The sequence below is a fragment of the Microbacterium foliorum genome, assembly GCF_006385575.1.
GTDB classification, from domain to species: Bacteria; Actinomycetota; Actinomycetes; order Actinomycetales; family Microbacteriaceae; genus Microbacterium; species Microbacterium foliorum_B.
Genome location: NZ_CP041040.1, coordinates 3,573,292 through 3,588,816 on the forward strand (window position 1 = coordinate 3,573,292; position 15,525 = coordinate 3,588,816).

Sequence of the window (15,525 nt, forward strand, 5' to 3'; positions counted from 1 at the left end):
CTCCCTCGGGCCTCCCTCTCGGGCGGAGATCTGTGCCTGGGGAGGAGGGTCAGGCTCAGAATCTCCTCCCGAGGGGCAGATCTCCTCCCGAGCGAGGGAGCAGGCGACGCGTGTCAGTCGATGACGGGGGCGATCTCCGACCAGACGATGCGCTCGTTCGTCGAGGGGGCGACCGGAATGCGGCCGGCTCCGTCGGGCTCGGGGATCGCGGCGAGCAGCGCCTGCGTGTACGGATGCTGAGGCGCAGACCACACACGATCGGTGGCCCCCGCTTCGAGCACCCGGCCGGCGAACATGACGAAGGTGCGGTCGGCGATGCGGCGCACCACGGCGAGGTCGTGCGAGATGAACAGCATGCCCGCACCGGACTCGGCGACCAGGTCACGCATGAGCCCCGCGACGCTGGTCTGGGTCGATGCATCCAGAGCCGAGATCGGCTCGTCGGCGACGAGCAGCGACGGCCGTGCGGCGAGCGCCCGCGCGATCGCGAGCCGCTGCTTCTGACCGCCCGAGAACTGATGCGGGAAGCGCGTCGCGACCTCGGTCGGCAGCCCTACACGCTCGAGCCACTCCGCGACGGTCGACCCTTCGGCGCCACGGGCGCGGGCGGTGGCGATGCCGTCGGCGATCTGGTCGCCCACACGGCGTCGGGGGTTGAGCGACGTCGAGGGATCCTGGAACACCATCTGGATGCCGGTGAGCGCGAGGTCGCGCCGACGGATGCCCAGCGGCTTGACGGGCGCATCTCGGAAGCGCACCTCTCCCCCGGCGAGCTTCTCGATGCCGACGACCGCGCGGGCCAGGCTCGACTTGCCACTGCCGGATTCGCCCACGAGCGCGACGGTCTCTCCGGGTGCGACGGTCAGCGAGACGCCGTCGACGGCGACGACGGGCGGGCTCCCGGGGTAGCGCACGACAACGCCCTGCGCGTCGAGGACGGCGACGTCAGTCATCTGCGGCCTCCTCTTCGGCATCCTTCACGGCCGCATCCGACGTCACCGGATCGAGCAGAGCGGGATCCGCATCTGCGCTCTCGAGCTTCGACCCCGGCAGGGCCGCGAGCAGCGTGCGGGTGTACTCGTGCTGCGGGTCGCGGAACAGCGTCTCGCGGTCTGCCCGCTCGACGATCTGCCCGTTCTTCATCACGGCGACCTCGTCGGCGATCGCGCTCATGACGCCCAGGTCGTGCGTGACGAGCAGCACGGCGAGGTTGCGCTCGGTCGCGAGGTCGCGCAGCAGGCGCAGGATGCCGGCCTGCACGGTGACGTCGAGCGCGGTGGTCGGCTCATCGGCCAACAGCACCTCGGGGTCGCACGCGAGAGCGCAGGCGATCGCGATGCGCTGCCGTTGACCGCCCGAGAACTGATGGGGGTAGCGCTTGAGCGCGGCATCCGGGTTGGGCACCTGCACGGTCTCGAGCAGCTCGATGGCCCTGGCCTTCGCGGCCTCGCCCCGCAGTCCGAGGTGCACGCGCATGTGATCGGTGAGCTGGCGGCCGATCGGCAGCTGCGGGTGCAGCGACGCCGAGGGATCCTGGAAGATCATCGCGATGCGCTTGCCCCGGATGCGGTTGAGAGCCCGGCGGCGCATGCCGACCAGCTCCTCCCCCGCAAGCAGGATGGATCCGCCGGTGCGCGCCTGCCGCGGAAGCAGTCCGAGCACAGCGAGCGAAGTGAGCGTCTTGCCCGATCCGGATTCCCCGGCGAGGCCGTGGATGCGACCGGCCTCGAGGTCGAGCGAGACGCCGTGCACGAGCGGACGACCGATCTCGATCGTCAGATCGCGGATGCTGAGAGCGGGTGCGCCGTTCATGCTGCCGCACCCTTCGCCGATGCCACGTGCTCGGCCTGCTTCTCGTGCGTGACCTCGGCCGTCGGGTCGAGGATGTCGCGCATCGCGTCGCCCAGGAAGTTGAAGGCGAGCACCACGGTCAGGATCGCAAGACCCGGGAAGACCCCGAGCCACCACGCGTCGAAGTTCTGCATGGCCGCCGAGATCATGGATCCCCACTCGGCCGTCGGCGGCTGGGCGCCGAGACCCAGAAAGGAGAGGCCGGAGAGCAGCAGGATCGCGGCACCGATGTCGAGCGTCGCGAGCACCAGCACGGGCCCGGCGATGTTCGGCAGGATGTCGATGAACAGCGTCCGCAGCGGCGAGTGGCCGAGCAGGCGACCCGCGATGACGTAGTTCTGCCCGCGGAGTCCGAGCACGATGCTGCGGGTGACTCGCGAGTACTGCGGCCACGAGACCACGATCGCCGCGATCACCGCGTTGAAGAGCGACGGCCCGAGCGATGCCGCCACCACCATCGCGAGGATGACGGTCGGGAACGCCATGAACAGGTCGGTGATGCGCATGAGCGTCTCGTCGACCCATCCGCCGAAGTAGCCGGCGACGGCACCGATCACGGTGCCGATGATCATCGCGGCGATCACGAGCATGAGCGCCAGCGGAAGGCTCACGGTCGCACCCGTCATCAGACGCGAGAAGATGTCGCGGCCGTTGCCGTCGGTGCCGAGCAGCGTGTCGATGCCCGGCGCCTGCAGACGTGGCAGCACCTGGGCGTTGGGGCCATACGGCACCCACCACTGGGCGGTGAAGGCGACGATGATCCATGCTCCGGCGATGACGGTGCCGATCACGCCGAGGGGTGTGCGCCAGGCACGCGGCCAGCGGAAGCGGAACCGCCAGGGGCCGGATGCCGAATCGATGCGGCTCATGCGATCCTCACTCTCGGGTCGAGGACGCCGTAGAGCAGATCGACGACGAAGTTGATGAGGAGGTAGATGAATCCGACGACGAGACCGACGCCCATGATGCCGGGCAGGTCGAGGTTCGCCGCCGAGTTGTAGGCATAGGTGCCCAGACCCGGCCACGCGAACACCGACTCGACGAGCACGGTGCCCGAGAGCAGCGAGCCGAAGGCGACGCCGACGACGGTGAGGATCGGCAGGGATGCGCCGCGGAGCACGTAGTCGAGGATGACGCGCATCGCGGGAAGACCCTTGGCGCGGGCCGCCCGCACGTAGTCGCTGCCGAGCACCTCGAGCACCGACGTGCGGATGAAGCGCGTGAGCAGACCGATGGTCACGAGAGACAGCACCATCACCGGCAGGGCCAGGTGCGCGAGGGCGTCGGCGAAACCGACCCCGTCTCCGTTGAGCAGGTAGTCGACCGTGTAGAGGCCTGTGATTCGGGGAGGCGGCGTGATCGACGGAGAGATTCGACCGGAGCCGGGCGCGATGCGCAGCTCGAGGAAGAACACGTAGAAGCTGACCAGTGCGAGCCAGAAGGTCGGCACGCTCAGTCCGATCAGCGTCACGATGCGGATGACCTGGTCGGTGACCAGACCGCGACGGTAGGCCGCGAGCGTTCCGAGCACGACGCTCACCGCGAGGCTGAGGATGATGGCGCCGATCGCGATCTCGATCGTCGCCGGCACCGCGGTGGCCAGGTCGCTGGTGACCGGTCGCCCGGTCACCAGCGATGTTCCGAGGTCTCCTCGAAGCAGATTCCCCATGTAGATGAAGTACTGCACGAAGAGCGGCTGGTCGAGGCCCTGGGCCTTGATGAACGCCGCACGCGTCTCGGGGTTCTGCGATGCTCCCTCACCCAGCGCCGCCGACACGGGGTCGCCGGGCACGAGGTTCGTCAGCGCGAAGGTCACGATCGTGACCCCCACGAGCAGGAGCAGCGAAGTGCCGATCCGGCGCAGCAGGTATCCGACGAGCGGCGACCTGCGACGCTGAGCCTGCCGTCGCACGGCCACCGTCGTCATCAGTCAGCCCCGATCAGCCGGCGGGCGTGATCTCGGCGATGTCCATCTCCCACACCGAGTTGTACACGGCGCCGGTGACGGCATCCGCCGTGGCGATGTTGCGGCCGGGGACGATCAGCGGCACGAAGGGCCCCTCGGCCTGCATCGCCTCGGCGAACGAGGTGAAGGCCTCGCTGCGCTGGGCCTCGTCGGTCGCGGCCGCAGCACCGGCTGCGATGCCCGCGATCTCGGGGTTGGCCTCGGCGGCCCAGCCTGCGCGCAGACCGACCTTCAGACCCGGAGCGAACGGAAGGAAGTTCGCGGAGTCGGCGTAGTCAGGGCCCCAGAACCACAGGCCGAAGCCCTCGGTGCCGTTGACGTACGCGTCGAGCTCGGTGGCGAAGGGGGCCGGAGCGAGTTCGACGGCGATGCCGGCATCCTCGAGCTGAGCCTGGACGCGCTCGGCGAGCGGGGTGAACTCCACGCCGCCGACCGGGTAGTCGTTCGGGAACTGCAGCTTCAGGGTCTGGCCCGTGTAGCCCGCCTCGGCGAGAGCGGCCTCGGCCTTGTCGAGGTCCTGCTCGATGCCGGTGTCGAGGGCGCCCTCGAATCCGGGCGGGATCACGCCGGTCGCCTGCACGGCACCCGCACCTGCGAGCTCGAGCAGCGCGTCGTAGTCCAGTGCGTAGCGGATCGCCTCGGCGATCTTGACGTTCGCGAGCTCACCCGCGACGGCCTCGGACTGGTTGAGCAGCAGGAAGATCGTCTGGCCCGACGGCACCGACTCGACGTTCAGCCCGTCGCCGAGGCCGGAGACCTGGTCGCCGTTGAGGTCCATCGCGACCATCGAGTCGCCGCCCTTGAGGTTGGCGAGCTGCGTCGCGCTCTCCGAGACGTTGCGCACGACCACACGGCCGTAGGCCGCCTCTTCGTCGCCGTCGTACTCGTCGCTCTTGGTCAGCACGACCTGCGACGAGAGGTCGAGCGTGTCGAGCACGAACGGACCGGAACCGGCGGACTCGCCGTCGAGGAAGCTCTGCGCGCTGTCGGAGCCGTCGATCGATCCGCCGTTCTCGATGACCACGTCGGCGTTGACGATGCCCAGCGCAGGGTTGGCGAGGATCGCGGGGAGCTGCAGCAGCGGCGTCTCGGAGGTGATCGAGATCGTCTTCTCGTCGACCTCGGTGATCGTCAGGCCGCCCAGGAGGAAGTTCGGCTTGGCGTCGGTCATGCCCTGGATGCGCTGCAGGGTGAAGACGACGTCCTTCGCCTCGATCGGCGAGCCGTCGGAGAAGACGCGGTCGCCCTCGAGCGTGAAGGTGAACTCTGTCGCCTCGTCGTTCTGCTCCCACGACGCCAGGCCGGGCACGGGGGTCGAGACATCCGAGCCCTCGAAGTCGACGAGCGTCTCGTAGAGCGCCTTGGCGATCATGTTGCCGGTCGGGTCGTAGGTGTGGCCGGGGTCGGCGGTCTCGATCGAGAATGCGGTGTCGATGACCAGAGAGTCGGAACCGGAGGATTCTCCGCCGTTGTTCGCCGAGTTGCCACCGGAGCAACCAGCGAGAGCGAAGAGCGCGACAGCTCCGATCGCGATGACGGACGTGCTGCGACGTGACGACATATGGGCCTCCAGGGGCGAGGAGTTTCATCGGGTTCGGTCGACGCCGGGTGGACGACCGGTGATCAGATTCGCATTGTATGGGACTATGTGTCCAGCAAGAATGCAGACGTCATCACAGTCTGTCCAAGACCCCGCCCATGAGGAGCATTGTGTCCACCAAGAGCGACGAAGCCGTGAAGCAATCTGGACGAAGTGCCGCCCCACTGGACGACATCGGATACAGAATCCTCGAGACGCTGCGCGATAACGGTCGCATCTCGATCGCTGCGCTGGCCGAAACCGTGGGGATCTCCCGCGCGAACGCCTACACGCGCGTCGAGACGCTGATGCAGGACGGCGTCATCACCGGGTTCAGTGCCCGGGTCGACCAGTCCAAGGCGGGACTGTCTATCGGCGCGCTCGTCTTCGTCACCGTGCACCCGCAGGCCTGGGCATCGTTCCGCGAGAGCGTGCTCGAAATGCCCGACGTCGAGTGGTGCGCCATCACCACGGGCGAGCACGACGCCATGCTGCTCATCCGCGCCGTCGATGTGAGTGGCGTGCACGAGTTCACGACCGGCGTCATCGCACAGCTGCCCGAGGTGCGCACCGTCGTCAGCGTGGTCGTGCTCGACGAGGTGATCCGCCGTTCGTTCCTGCTGCCGAGCGACCTGCCGGAGCGCGACCTGGCGACTCCGCTGGGCATGACGCGATGGACGCCGGCGACGCCGGGTCGCGACATGCTCCCGCCGCGCTGATCAGGCTGCTGCGGCCTCTTCGCACACGCTGAGCTGCGGCAGTCCGTGCATCTCGTAGTGCTCGACGAGTCGGATGCGACCGTCGTGCGTGAGTTCGAGCTGGCTCTCGCCGTCTCCGGTCACGACGGCGCCGTCTGAGACGAGCACGTGCACGAACGACACCCAGATGGTGTCGCCGGTGCGGGTGCCGACGAAGCGTCCGAAGGTGACGGTGTCACCGGAGTAGTCGCCCCAGATCGCGCCGTCCTTCTCCCGATAGACGAACTCGCTGGGCGATTCGGGGTCTACCGCCGAAGTGGTGGAGGAGACCATCCGGAACCGGCGGCCGTCGAGCGAGGGAATGGTTGCAGTCGAGCTCACCCTCCGATTATGGAGGGCACTCTCGGGTGCGCTGAAGCCTCGTCGGCAAGCGTCTTCCCGGCCCGCTCGCCGGGCAGATCGGGCAAGACGAAACATGCCTGGCCCTCGACGCCCGCGGCGTTTCGTCTGACGCTGTTCGAGCTCGGCGGGCCTCACACTCCCCCGCATATTCCGCCGCCTCCGCCGCGCGAAGGGGTGATCCGATATCTCGCAGGTACCGTGGGTCGCATGCATTGGATGTCTGACACCTCGGCCGGCGACTGGCTGCGCGAGCGCCTCGACGAGCCATGGAACGCGACGATGCACGCCGTCGTGCCGCACGGCTTCCCGGCCTACGCGCGCATCCTGCATCCCGGCATCGTTCGCTCACTGCCCGACCGGCCGGTGCCGACCTACGACGAGTACGACGCGATGCCGGAGGCGGAGCGGCAGGCGCTGTTCGATCGGTTCATCGATGAGCCTGCGACCTGGGCCGAGACCGCATCCGCCTTCGGCACCACGCTGCATCCGCTGGCGCAGTGGCAGCGCATCGTCCGCACTCCGATGGACGGGGACTGGCGCACGCGGATCTCACCGGACGGGCGCGAGTTCAGTGCCCCCACGGAAGGCGAGCTGGCGCCCGAGATGCTCACATCCATCGCCTCGCATCTGATCGCTCACACCACGACTCCGGATGCCGGCTTCGCGGCGCTCTGGGAGGGCCGGGGCGGTCTGGTCGGCCATATGGGGCACGGCCCGTCCCGCGCCTTCTACACATTCAGTGATGACCCGAATCATCAGGCGATGCTCGATCGCAGCGTGAAGAATCCGTTCAACAACGCCTTCCGCAAGCGGACCTGGCAGGAGGGCATCCTGTCGCGCGAGATCTCGGAGGGCCCGCGCTTCCGCCTCCCCGACCGGGACCACGTGCTCTTCCGTGGAGCGATCGGCGCCTTCGCGAATCAGGACTGGGTGCTGGATGTCCCCTGGCGCGACCGCCCGGGCGAGGAGCACGGCTTCGCCCCGTCGGCGCAGACTCCGAGCATCCTGTGGCCCGACGACCACGCCTGGGTGATGGTGAGCGAGATCGATCACGACTCGACGATCGTGGCCGGGTCGACCGAGCTGGTCGCCGCGATCTGCGCCGACGAACGGCTCGAGGCATTCCTGATCCCCGAGAACGCCGACCTCACGTGGGATGCCGACGAGGTCAACCGATGACGACGACGCCGCAGACGGGACCGACCTTCGACGCCGCTCCGCTCACCGAGCCGGTCGATCCGAAGGCGGTCACCGCGTTCGCCGCCGAGCTTCGCGCTCGAGGATCCAGCGGCACGAACGCCGCGAGCATCATCGCGATCGTCGTCGTCGCTCTCATGGCCATCATCGTGGTCCCGGTGATCTTCACGACCATCGTCAGCATGGTCTCCACGCCCGGCGGATCAGGGTTCGCCATCGTCCCGCTGCTGATCTTCGGCGCCGTCGCTGTCGTGATCGCCGTCGGGTCGTTCATCGGCTGGCGTCGCGCCCGCGTCACCCGCTATCGCCTCCACCGCTTCGCGCAGGCGAACGGCATGTCGTACGAGGGAAAGGTCACTGCCCCCGCGCTGCCGGGGATGATCTTCAGCCTCGGCGGCTCGCGCATGTCGACCGATCTCGTGCGCGGCACGACACCGCGGTTCGTCGAGTTCGGCAACTACCAGTACACGGTGAAGCGGGGAAAGAGTTCGACCACCTACCGCTGGGGCTATGTCGCGGTGAAGCTCGACGTGCCACTGCCGAACATCGTGCTCGACGCCAAGGGCAACAACGGCTTCGGGTCGAACCTGCCGGCGTCCTTCCAGAAGGAGCAGCGGTTGTCGCTCGAAGGCGACTTCGACGAGTACTTCACGCTCTACTGCCCCGAGGGATACGAGCGTGACGCGCTCTATCTGTTCAGCCCCGACATCATGGCCCGGTTCATCGACAACGCCGCCGAGCTCGACGTCGAGATCGTCGACGACTGGATGTTCCTCTACACGCAGCGCAGGGTGTCGACGCTCGACCCTGCGACCTGGGCGTGGCTGTTCGGTGCCGTCGGCGCGTTGATCACGAAGCTCGATCAGTGGGAACGCTGGAGAGACGAGCGTCTGCTCGTCGAGAATCCGACGGCTGCGGCATCCGCTTCGCCGGCCACCTCAGCACGGCCCGCGAACGAGCGCCTTCCGTTCGCTCCCCCGGTCGGCCTGCTGTCGCCGCCGCCGGGCGTCGCGCACGAAGGACGCAGACTGAAGCGCCGCTTCCCGTGGGTGCCGGTGGTCTTCATGATCGCCTTCGCGGCGTTCTGGTTCTGGTCCAGATCGTTCTGAACGCGAACCCCCGAGGGTGGGTTGTGGGGGTGGGTGCTGACTGGGGATCAGCGTTCCCACCCCATCCCCCCCTCGGGATCAGAAGGAGATCTGACACTCCCTCCGCAGGACGGTCGAACCGCCCGTACGCGCGGGTCAGCTGGGGACTGACGACTCTGCGCGTATATGAGTAATGGTATACCGGCATACGTTGCATTCCATTGCGCGGAAGAGACTCGACCGAACGCGTTGCATCGCGTCCAAAAACGTGCGGAATGAGGGCCGGCAGCCCCTTTCCGGCGCGACATTCGTGCATGCTCGCGATAGCGCTGTCACCCTCCGGCCAGACCGGTCGGAATGTCACGACTCGTGTGAAGCACTCGATGGATGCGGACGGCATCCGCGTCGTCCGTGTAGAAGATGACGAACGGGAAGCGCTTCACGGCGACATCACGAAGCTCAGGGATCTCGGTCTCGAGCGCGAAGCGCGACGAGCCGATGGAGGGGAACTCCGCGATGAGGTCCTTCGCATCTTCCAGGGCGTCGATGAACCCGCTCGCCGCCTCGTCCGCCCCCGAGATCACGTAATAGTCGATCGCTCCCACGATGTCATCGTCAGCAGATGCGGTCGTGACGACCCGACGAACACTCACTTCTTGTCGAGCCCGGCGTCCCTGACGCGCTGTCGCAACCTGTCGAAGTAGTCGCCGTCCATCTCCGACCCCGGGCCGGAACCCATGCCGGAGACCACGAGAGCCCGGAGGGTCGAGCGGGCCTGCTCCTTGCGGATCAGGTCTCGAACGAACTCGCTGCTGGTGCCGAAACCGCGTTCGGCCACCTGATCCTCGACGAACTCCTTGAGGGGATCGGGAAGCGAGACATTCATCGTTGCCATGCGACGATTCTACGATCGATGACAAGGTTTGTCATCGATCCCTCACAGGTCACGGCTCCCATTACCCAGAGTGACGGTGCCGACCCCACCCCCTTCTGCATGCAAGAGAATGGAAGGTGATGTCTGAACGCGAAGATCACACCCAGTGGCAGGCCGAGCGCCGTGCCTCCGTCACCTCGGCGACCGGAAACCTCTCCCTGATCGAGACCCGCTGGACGGGCGAGGCACCCGATCTGGATGCCGAGCAGCAGGCGGCATCCGACACGGTGACCGTGACGCCGATTCAGCGCACGAACATCGAGACCGGTGAGGCCGAGCACGGACTGCGCCTGTGGGATGCCGACGCGCCCGCTGTCCGCGCCTTCGACCGCATCGACACCTATGACTACGACCCCGCATGGGTGCTCGAGGGGCATTTCACCCCGGTGTCCGGCGATCGCCGGGTGTCGTTCGAGCACATCCGCGACAACGGCGGCACCCGAGAGCTCGTGGTCCCCGGCGACATCCATTTCGAGCTCGACGGCCGCGAGTACACCCTGGCGGCCTTCGACGACGGCGGAACGCTGCTGCTCGTGTTCGGCGACGAGACCAACGGCTCGGAGACCTACGGGTCGGGCCGCTTCCTGTTCGTCGAGCTGCGCGACGACGCGGGATCCGTGACCCTCGACTTCAACCGCGCTTTCGTGCCGCCTTGCGGATTCAGCGCCCAGTACAACTGCCCGCTGCCGCCGGCATCCAACCGCTTCCCCCTGCCTATCCGAGCAGGCGAGAAGAACGTCGTCTTCCGCGACGGCTTCGACATCTACGCGGCGTGACGCCGCACCCTCTCACCCTGGAGCACTCATGAGAAGAACCCGAACTCTCGGCGCGCTCGGCGCCGTGGCCACGCTCGCCCTCGTGGCCGGCTGCGCCTCGGGAGCCACCGACGACGCCTCGAGCGAAGACGCCACGATCTTCATCGGGTCGCTGTACGAGCCGACCAACCTCAGCAACACCCAGGGCGGCGGCCAGGGTGTGACCGAGGCGCTGACCGGCAACGTCTACGAGGGCCTCTACCGGCTGACCGACGACGGCGAGGTCGAGCCGCTTCTCGCCGAGGACGCTCAGGTGTCCGACGACGGACTCACCTACACGATCACGCTGCGCGACGACGTGACCTTCCACTCCGGTGACCCGCTGACCTCCGCCGACGTGAAGTCGAGCGTCGAGGCCGTCACCGCCGAGGACTCGGTCTCGGCCCGCAAGTCGAGCTTCAAGACCATCGCCGACATCGCGACCCCCGACGACCAGACCGTCGTCTTCACGCTGTCGCAGCGGTCGATCTCGTTCCTCTACAACCTCAGCTACGTCTGGGTCGTGAACGACGAGGCCGGCGACATCACCGGATCGGAAGACGGCACGGGCCCCTACACGCTCGACGAGTGGAAGAAGGGCTCGACCCTGACGCTCGAGCGCTGGGACGACTACTGGGGCGAGCCGGCCAAGAACGCCGAGGTCGTCTATACGTACTTCACCGACGCGACCGCCGAGAACAACGCTCTCGCCACGGGCGAGATCGACGTGATCACCAGCGTGCAGAGCCCGGATTCGCTCGCGCAGTTCGATAACGACGACTACGTGATCAGCGAGGGCACCTCCACCACGAAGGAGCTGCTCGCGTTCAACGACCGCGTCGCCCCCTTCGACGACGCGCTCGTGCGCAAGGCGATCTACTCGGCCGTCGACACCCAGAAGCTCCTCGAGTCGATCTGGGGCGACTACGGCACGCTCATCGGCTCGATGGTGCCGCCGACCGACCTGTGGTACGAGGACCTCACCTCGGTGAACCCGTATGACGTCGAGCTCTCGAAGGATCTGCTCGCTCAGGCCGGCTACGCCGACGGCTTCACGTTCACGCTCGACACCCCGAGCTACGACCCGCACCCCGCCGTGGCGGAGTTCCTGCAGTCGCAGCTCGCCGAGGTCGGCATCACGGTCGAGATCAACACGATCAGCGCCGACGAGTGGTACACGAAGGTGTTCAAGGAGCAGGACTTCGAGGCCACGCTCCAGGAGCACGTGAACGACCGCGACGTGGTCTGGTACGGCAACCCCGACTTCTACTGGGGCTACAACGACGCCGACGTGCAGCAGTGGGTCGCCGAGGCCGAGCAGGCCGCGACGACCGACGAGCAGACGGCACTGCTGAAGCAGGTCAACGAGAAGATCGCCGAGGATGCCGCGAGCGTATGGTTGTACCTCTACCCGCAGATCGTGGTCGCCTCGAGCGACCTCAGCGGCTACCCGGTCAACGGCCTGAACTCCCAGTTCTTCGCCTACGACATCGTCAAGTCCTGACGCGCGAGGGGGATGCCGCGCGTCGGCATCCCCCTCCTCATCCTGAACAGTCATGCTCGCTTATCTGATCCGCCGCCTCGCCTTCCTCGTGGTCTCGCTCGTAGTCGCGATGATCGCGATCTTCGTGCTGCTGCGACTGCTGCCGGGCGACCCGGCGAACGCCCTGCTCTCGGTCAACGCCACCCCCGAGCAGATCGCCGCCGCCCGCGCGCAGGTCGGCTCCGATCAGCCCCTGCTGCAGCAGTTCACGACCTGGGCGGGGCAGCTGCTGCGCTTCGATCTCGGAGAGTCCTTCCTGAGCTCTCGTCCGGTCGGCCCCGACATCGCCGACCGCCTCGCCGTGACCCTCCCTCTCACTCTCATCGCCTTCACGGTGGCCCTGCTCGTCTCGCTCGTGATCGGCATCACGGCGGCGGTGAAGTCCGACCGCTGGTACGGCATCGCGCTCTCGGGCTTCGCGCAGCTCGGCGTCGCGGTTCCCGTCTTCTGGGTGGGCGTCGTGCTCGTGTGGGTCTTCGCTCTCGGACTCGGCCTGCTGCCATCCGGCGGGTTTCCCCGAGACGGCTGGGAGGATCCGGCCGACGCTCTGCGCTCGCTCGCCCTGCCGGTGATCACCATCGTGATCGTGATGAGCGCCTCCCTGAGCCGATACGTGCGGTCGGCCACCCTCGACGTGATCGGCAGCGATTACCTGCGCACCGCTCGGGCCGGGGGCTCCGGCACTGCCGAGGCGCTTCTGCGTCACGGCGTGCGAAACGGCTCGGTGCCCGTCGTCGCGATCCTCGGCATCGAGCTGTCGACGACACTGCTCGGCGCGGTGGTCGTCGAGAGCGTCTTCACTCTTCCCGGACTCGGCAGCCTGCTGCTGTCGGCCATCGAGCAGCACGACTTCCAGGTCATCCAGGGCGTCCTCGTCGTCAGCACCCTCTTCGTGCTGCTGGTCGGGTTCGCCGCAGACATCGTGCAGCGCCTGATCGATCCCCGTCTGCGCACGAGCGTCTCGGGCAACCGATGAGCCGCGTCGCCGAGCAGCTGATCACCGGCTCCGTCCCCGTGCGGCGCCGGCCGAAGGCGACCCTGCTGATCGGACTCGTACTCACCGGCGTCGTCGTGCTGATCGCCCTGGTCTCGCTGTTCTGGCTGCCCTATCCGCTCGCCGACACCAGCGGCAGTCGCCTCGAAGGGCCGAGCGCCCTGCACCTGCTCGGCACCGATCGTCTCGGACGCGACCTGCTGTCACAGCTCATGTGGGGTGCACGGATCGCGCTGATCGTCGGCACCTGCTCGGTCGCGATCGCCGCCGTCCTCGGCACCATCGTCGGCCTCATCGCCGCGTTCTCCCGCCCCTGGGTCGACGACACGCTCTCCGCCGGCCTCGATGTCGTGATCGCCTTCCCCGTGCTGCTGCTCGCGATGCTCGTCGTCGCGGTGCAGGGGGCGTCGCTGTGGTCGGCGGTGCTCGCGATCGGTCTCGCGATGTCGGCGGTCGTGGCGCGACTCACCCGCATCCTGTCTCGCCGAGTGCTGCAGGAGCAGTTCGTCACCGCCGCCCGCACGAGCGGCACTTCGACGCTGGGCATCGTGTTCCAGCACGTGCTGCCGAACATCGCGCCGACTCTCGCCGTCAGCCTCGCGCTGCAGTTCGGCGCCGCCGTGCTCGCCGAGGCGAGCCTGTCGTACCTCGGACTCGGCGCTCCGCCGCCCAACGCCTCGTGGGGTCGGATGCTGCAGGAGGCGCAGGGCACCGTGCTCACCGCTCCGGTCGGCGCGATCGCGCCCGGTATCGCGATCATCGCTCTCGTGCTCGGCGTCAACTTCCTCGCCGACGGCCTGCGCGACCTCGCCGACCCGACCCGCAGGAGGAGCCGATGAGCATTCTCGAGGTCGCAGGTCTCACGGTGCGCTCGGGCGCGGGCGCGTTGGTACGCGATGTCTCGTTCTCGCTCGCGGCCGGCGAGCGTCTGGGCCTGATCGGTGAATCGGGGTCGGGCAAGTCGCTCACCTCGCTCGCCGTCACCGGACTGCTTCCGGATTCTCTCGACGCCTCCGGTTCGGTGCTGCTCGATGGGCACCAGATCGTCGGTGCTCGGGATGCCGAGCTGCGACCGCTGCGCGGACCCGTGGCGCAGATCGTCTTCCAAGAACCGCTGACCGCCCTCGATCCGCTGATGAGGGTCGGTCGTCAGATCGCCGAGCCGCTGCGCCGTCATCTCGGGCTGCGGGGTGCGGAGCTGCGTTCGGCTGTCGCGAGCGCTCTCGACGAGGTCGCACTGTCGGATCCGCGCATCGCCCGCGCCTACCCACACGAGCTCTCGGGCGGCCAGCGCCAGCGTGTGGCGATCGCGATCGCCCTCGCGGCGCGTCCGCAGCTGCTCATCGCCGACGAGCCGACGACCGCGCTCGACGTGACGGTGCAGGATGCCGTGCTCGCCCTGCTCGAGCGACTCGTCGCCGACCGGGGCATGGCGCTGCTGTTCATCAGCCACGATCTCGCCGTCGTCTCGCGCATGGTCGACCGCATCGTCGTGCTGCGTGACGGGCTCGTCGTGGAGGAGGGCGCGGTCACGCAGGTTCTGCAGGATCCGGCGGAGCCGTACACGCGGATGCTGGTCGACAGCGCGCGTGCACTCGACGCGTTCCTCGACGCCGCGGAGGGCGAGCGATGAGCCTTCTCGAACTGCGCGGTGCGAGCTTCGCCTATGGATCCCAGCGGGTGCTCGACGACGTGTCGCTGAGCCTCGACGACGGCGACTCCCTCGGCCTCGTCGGCGAATCGGGCGCGGGCAAGTCGACGATCTTGAGGCTGCTGCTGGGGCTGTCTGCACCGCGTGATGGGCAGGTGCTGTTCGACGGCGAGCCGCTGTCGTTGCGTGATCGCGCGCAGATGCGTCGCTTCCGCGCGAGCGTGCAACCCGTGTTCCAAGACCCGTACTCGTCGCTCGACCCCCGCCAGCGCATCGACCGCATCATCGGCGAGCCGCTCCGTTCGCTGCGCCTGGTATCAGGTGCCGACGCGCAGCGCCGCATCGCCGAGGCACTCGAATCCGTCGGCCTCCCCGCCGACACCGCCCGCCGCTACCCGCACGAGTTCTCGGGCGGGCAGCGTCAGCGCATCGCGATCGCGCGGGCGGTCGTCTCGCGCCCGCGGGTGCTGCTCGCCGACGAGCCGGTCAGCGCGCTCGACGTCACGACCCGCGTGCAGGTGCTCGAACTGCTCGACCGCCTCCGCCGCGAGAACGGCCTGTCGCTCATCATGGTGTCGCACGACCTCACCGCGATCGCCTCGGCGTGCGTCCGGACGGTCGTGCTGCAGAACGGTCGTGTGGTCGAGCAGGGTGCCACGGCATCCGTGCTGCACGCCCCGCAGGATCCCTACACGCGAGCGCTGGTCGACGCGGTTCCGCGCCTCCCGCGCTGAGGCGGGTCGTCCCCACCGTCCCCACCATCCCGGATGGCTGACAGTTTCACGGATGGCTGCCCGACCGACGGTGTGTCTCCCGCCAGGCGGGTAT

Annotated in this window: 17 protein-coding genes; 9 read left to right on the forward strand and 8 right to left on the reverse strand. The window is 68.0% G+C overall.

The window, feature by feature from the left end; genetic code table 11:
- Positions 1 to 113 precede the first annotated feature (113 nt).
- Genes FIV50_RS17330 through FIV50_RS17350 form a run of 5 tightly spaced genes read right to left on the reverse strand, consistent with a single transcriptional unit; the run spans position 114 to position 5,378 of the window.
- Entirely contained in the window at positions 114 to 953 is an 840-nt protein-coding gene (locus tag FIV50_RS17330) for an ABC transporter ATP-binding protein (RefSeq protein WP_140038509.1), read from the reverse strand.
- Entirely contained in the window at positions 946 to 1,812 is an 867-nt protein-coding gene (locus FIV50_RS17335; protein ID WP_140038510.1) for an ABC transporter ATP-binding protein, read from the reverse strand. Before FIV50_RS17335 ends, FIV50_RS17330 begins: the two co-directional genes overlap by 8 nt.
- Entirely contained in the window at positions 1,809 to 2,720 is a 912-nt protein-coding gene (locus FIV50_RS17340; protein WP_056275557.1) for an ABC transporter permease, read from the reverse strand. Before FIV50_RS17340 ends, FIV50_RS17335 begins: the two co-directional genes overlap by 4 nt.
- Positions 2,717 to 3,778: an ABC transporter permease gene (locus tag FIV50_RS17345; protein ID WP_140038511.1), complete on the reverse strand. Its 1,062-nt coding sequence runs from the start codon at positions 3,776 to 3,778 to the stop codon at positions 2,717 to 2,719. The genes FIV50_RS17340 and FIV50_RS17345 overlap by 4 nt, the downstream gene beginning before the upstream one ends.
- Before the next feature lie 13 nt (positions 3,779 to 3,791).
- Positions 3,792 to 5,378: an ABC transporter substrate-binding protein gene (locus tag FIV50_RS17350; RefSeq protein ID WP_140038512.1), complete on the reverse strand. Its 1,587-nt coding sequence runs from the start codon at positions 5,376 to 5,378 to the stop codon at positions 3,792 to 3,794.
- Positions 5,379 to 5,527: 149 nt separating this feature from the next.
- On the opposite strand from FIV50_RS17350, the gene FIV50_RS17355 reads away from it, so the two are divergent.
- On the forward strand, positions 5,528 to 6,115 hold the full coding sequence (locus tag FIV50_RS17355; protein WP_258184332.1) for an Lrp/AsnC family transcriptional regulator: 588 nt from the start codon (positions 5,528 to 5,530) through the stop codon (positions 6,113 to 6,115).
- Here the strand turns inward: FIV50_RS17355 and FIV50_RS17360 are convergent, their stop codons facing one another.
- The gene (locus FIV50_RS17360; protein WP_258184333.1) at positions 6,116 to 6,475 is read right to left on the reverse strand and encodes a hypothetical protein; all 360 of its coding nucleotides are present in this window, start codon (positions 6,473 to 6,475) and stop codon (positions 6,116 to 6,118) included.
- A 237-nt stretch (positions 6,476 to 6,712) separates the two neighbouring features.
- Between FIV50_RS17360 and FIV50_RS17365 the strand changes: the two genes are divergently transcribed.
- Together FIV50_RS17365 and FIV50_RS17370 are read left to right on the forward strand one after the other, a co-directional pair.
- Complete coding sequence (locus tag FIV50_RS17365; protein WP_258184334.1) at positions 6,713 to 7,675, forward strand: hypothetical protein; 963 nt, start codon at positions 6,713 to 6,715, stop codon at positions 7,673 to 7,675.
- Positions 7,672 to 8,802: a hypothetical protein gene (locus FIV50_RS17370; RefSeq protein ID WP_140038514.1), complete on the forward strand. Its 1,131-nt coding sequence runs from the start codon at positions 7,672 to 7,674 to the stop codon at positions 8,800 to 8,802. Before FIV50_RS17365 ends, FIV50_RS17370 begins: the two co-directional genes overlap by 4 nt.
- A gap of 311 nt (positions 8,803 to 9,113) precedes the next feature.
- On the opposite strand, the gene FIV50_RS17375 is transcribed toward FIV50_RS17370, so the two are convergent.
- Together FIV50_RS17375 and FIV50_RS17380 are read right to left on the reverse strand one after the other, a co-directional pair.
- Complete coding sequence (locus FIV50_RS17375) at positions 9,114 to 9,434, reverse strand: type II toxin-antitoxin system RelE/ParE family toxin (RefSeq protein WP_140038515.1); 321 nt, start codon at positions 9,432 to 9,434, stop codon at positions 9,114 to 9,116.
- Positions 9,431 to 9,676 (reverse strand): ribbon-helix-helix domain-containing protein, encoded by a 246-nt coding sequence (locus FIV50_RS17380; RefSeq protein WP_140038516.1) that lies wholly within the window; start codon positions 9,674 to 9,676, stop codon positions 9,431 to 9,433. Before FIV50_RS17380 ends, FIV50_RS17375 begins: the two co-directional genes overlap by 4 nt.
- Before the next feature lie 119 nt (positions 9,677 to 9,795).
- Here FIV50_RS17380 and FIV50_RS17385 point away from each other — a divergent pair, with 119 nt between their 5' ends.
- Genes FIV50_RS17385 through FIV50_RS17410 form a run of 6 tightly spaced genes read left to right on the forward strand, consistent with a single transcriptional unit; the run spans position 9,796 to position 15,431 of the window.
- Entirely contained in the window at positions 9,796 to 10,491 is a 696-nt protein-coding gene (locus FIV50_RS17385) for a DUF1684 domain-containing protein (RefSeq protein ID WP_140038517.1), read from the forward strand.
- Between the two features lie 28 nt (positions 10,492 to 10,519).
- Positions 10,520 to 12,013, forward strand: coding sequence for an ABC transporter substrate-binding protein (locus FIV50_RS17390; protein WP_140038518.1), 1,494 nt, complete (start codon positions 10,520 to 10,522; stop codon positions 12,011 to 12,013).
- 52 nt (positions 12,014 to 12,065) lie between these two features.
- Positions 12,066 to 13,028 (forward strand): ABC transporter permease, encoded by a 963-nt coding sequence (locus tag FIV50_RS17395; RefSeq protein ID WP_140038519.1) that lies wholly within the window; start codon positions 12,066 to 12,068, stop codon positions 13,026 to 13,028.
- Complete coding sequence (locus FIV50_RS17400; RefSeq protein WP_181164269.1) at positions 13,025 to 13,885, forward strand: ABC transporter permease; 861 nt, start codon at positions 13,025 to 13,027, stop codon at positions 13,883 to 13,885. The genes FIV50_RS17395 and FIV50_RS17400 overlap by 4 nt, the downstream gene beginning before the upstream one ends.
- Positions 13,882 to 14,679, forward strand: a complete 798-nt coding sequence (locus FIV50_RS17405; RefSeq protein WP_140038520.1) for an ABC transporter ATP-binding protein — start codon at positions 13,882 to 13,884, stop codon at positions 14,677 to 14,679. Before FIV50_RS17400 ends, FIV50_RS17405 begins: the two co-directional genes overlap by 4 nt.
- Positions 14,676 to 15,431, forward strand: coding sequence for an ABC transporter ATP-binding protein (locus FIV50_RS17410; RefSeq protein WP_140038521.1), 756 nt, complete (start codon positions 14,676 to 14,678; stop codon positions 15,429 to 15,431). Before FIV50_RS17405 ends, FIV50_RS17410 begins: the two co-directional genes overlap by 4 nt.
- Positions 15,432 to 15,525 lie beyond the last annotated feature (94 nt).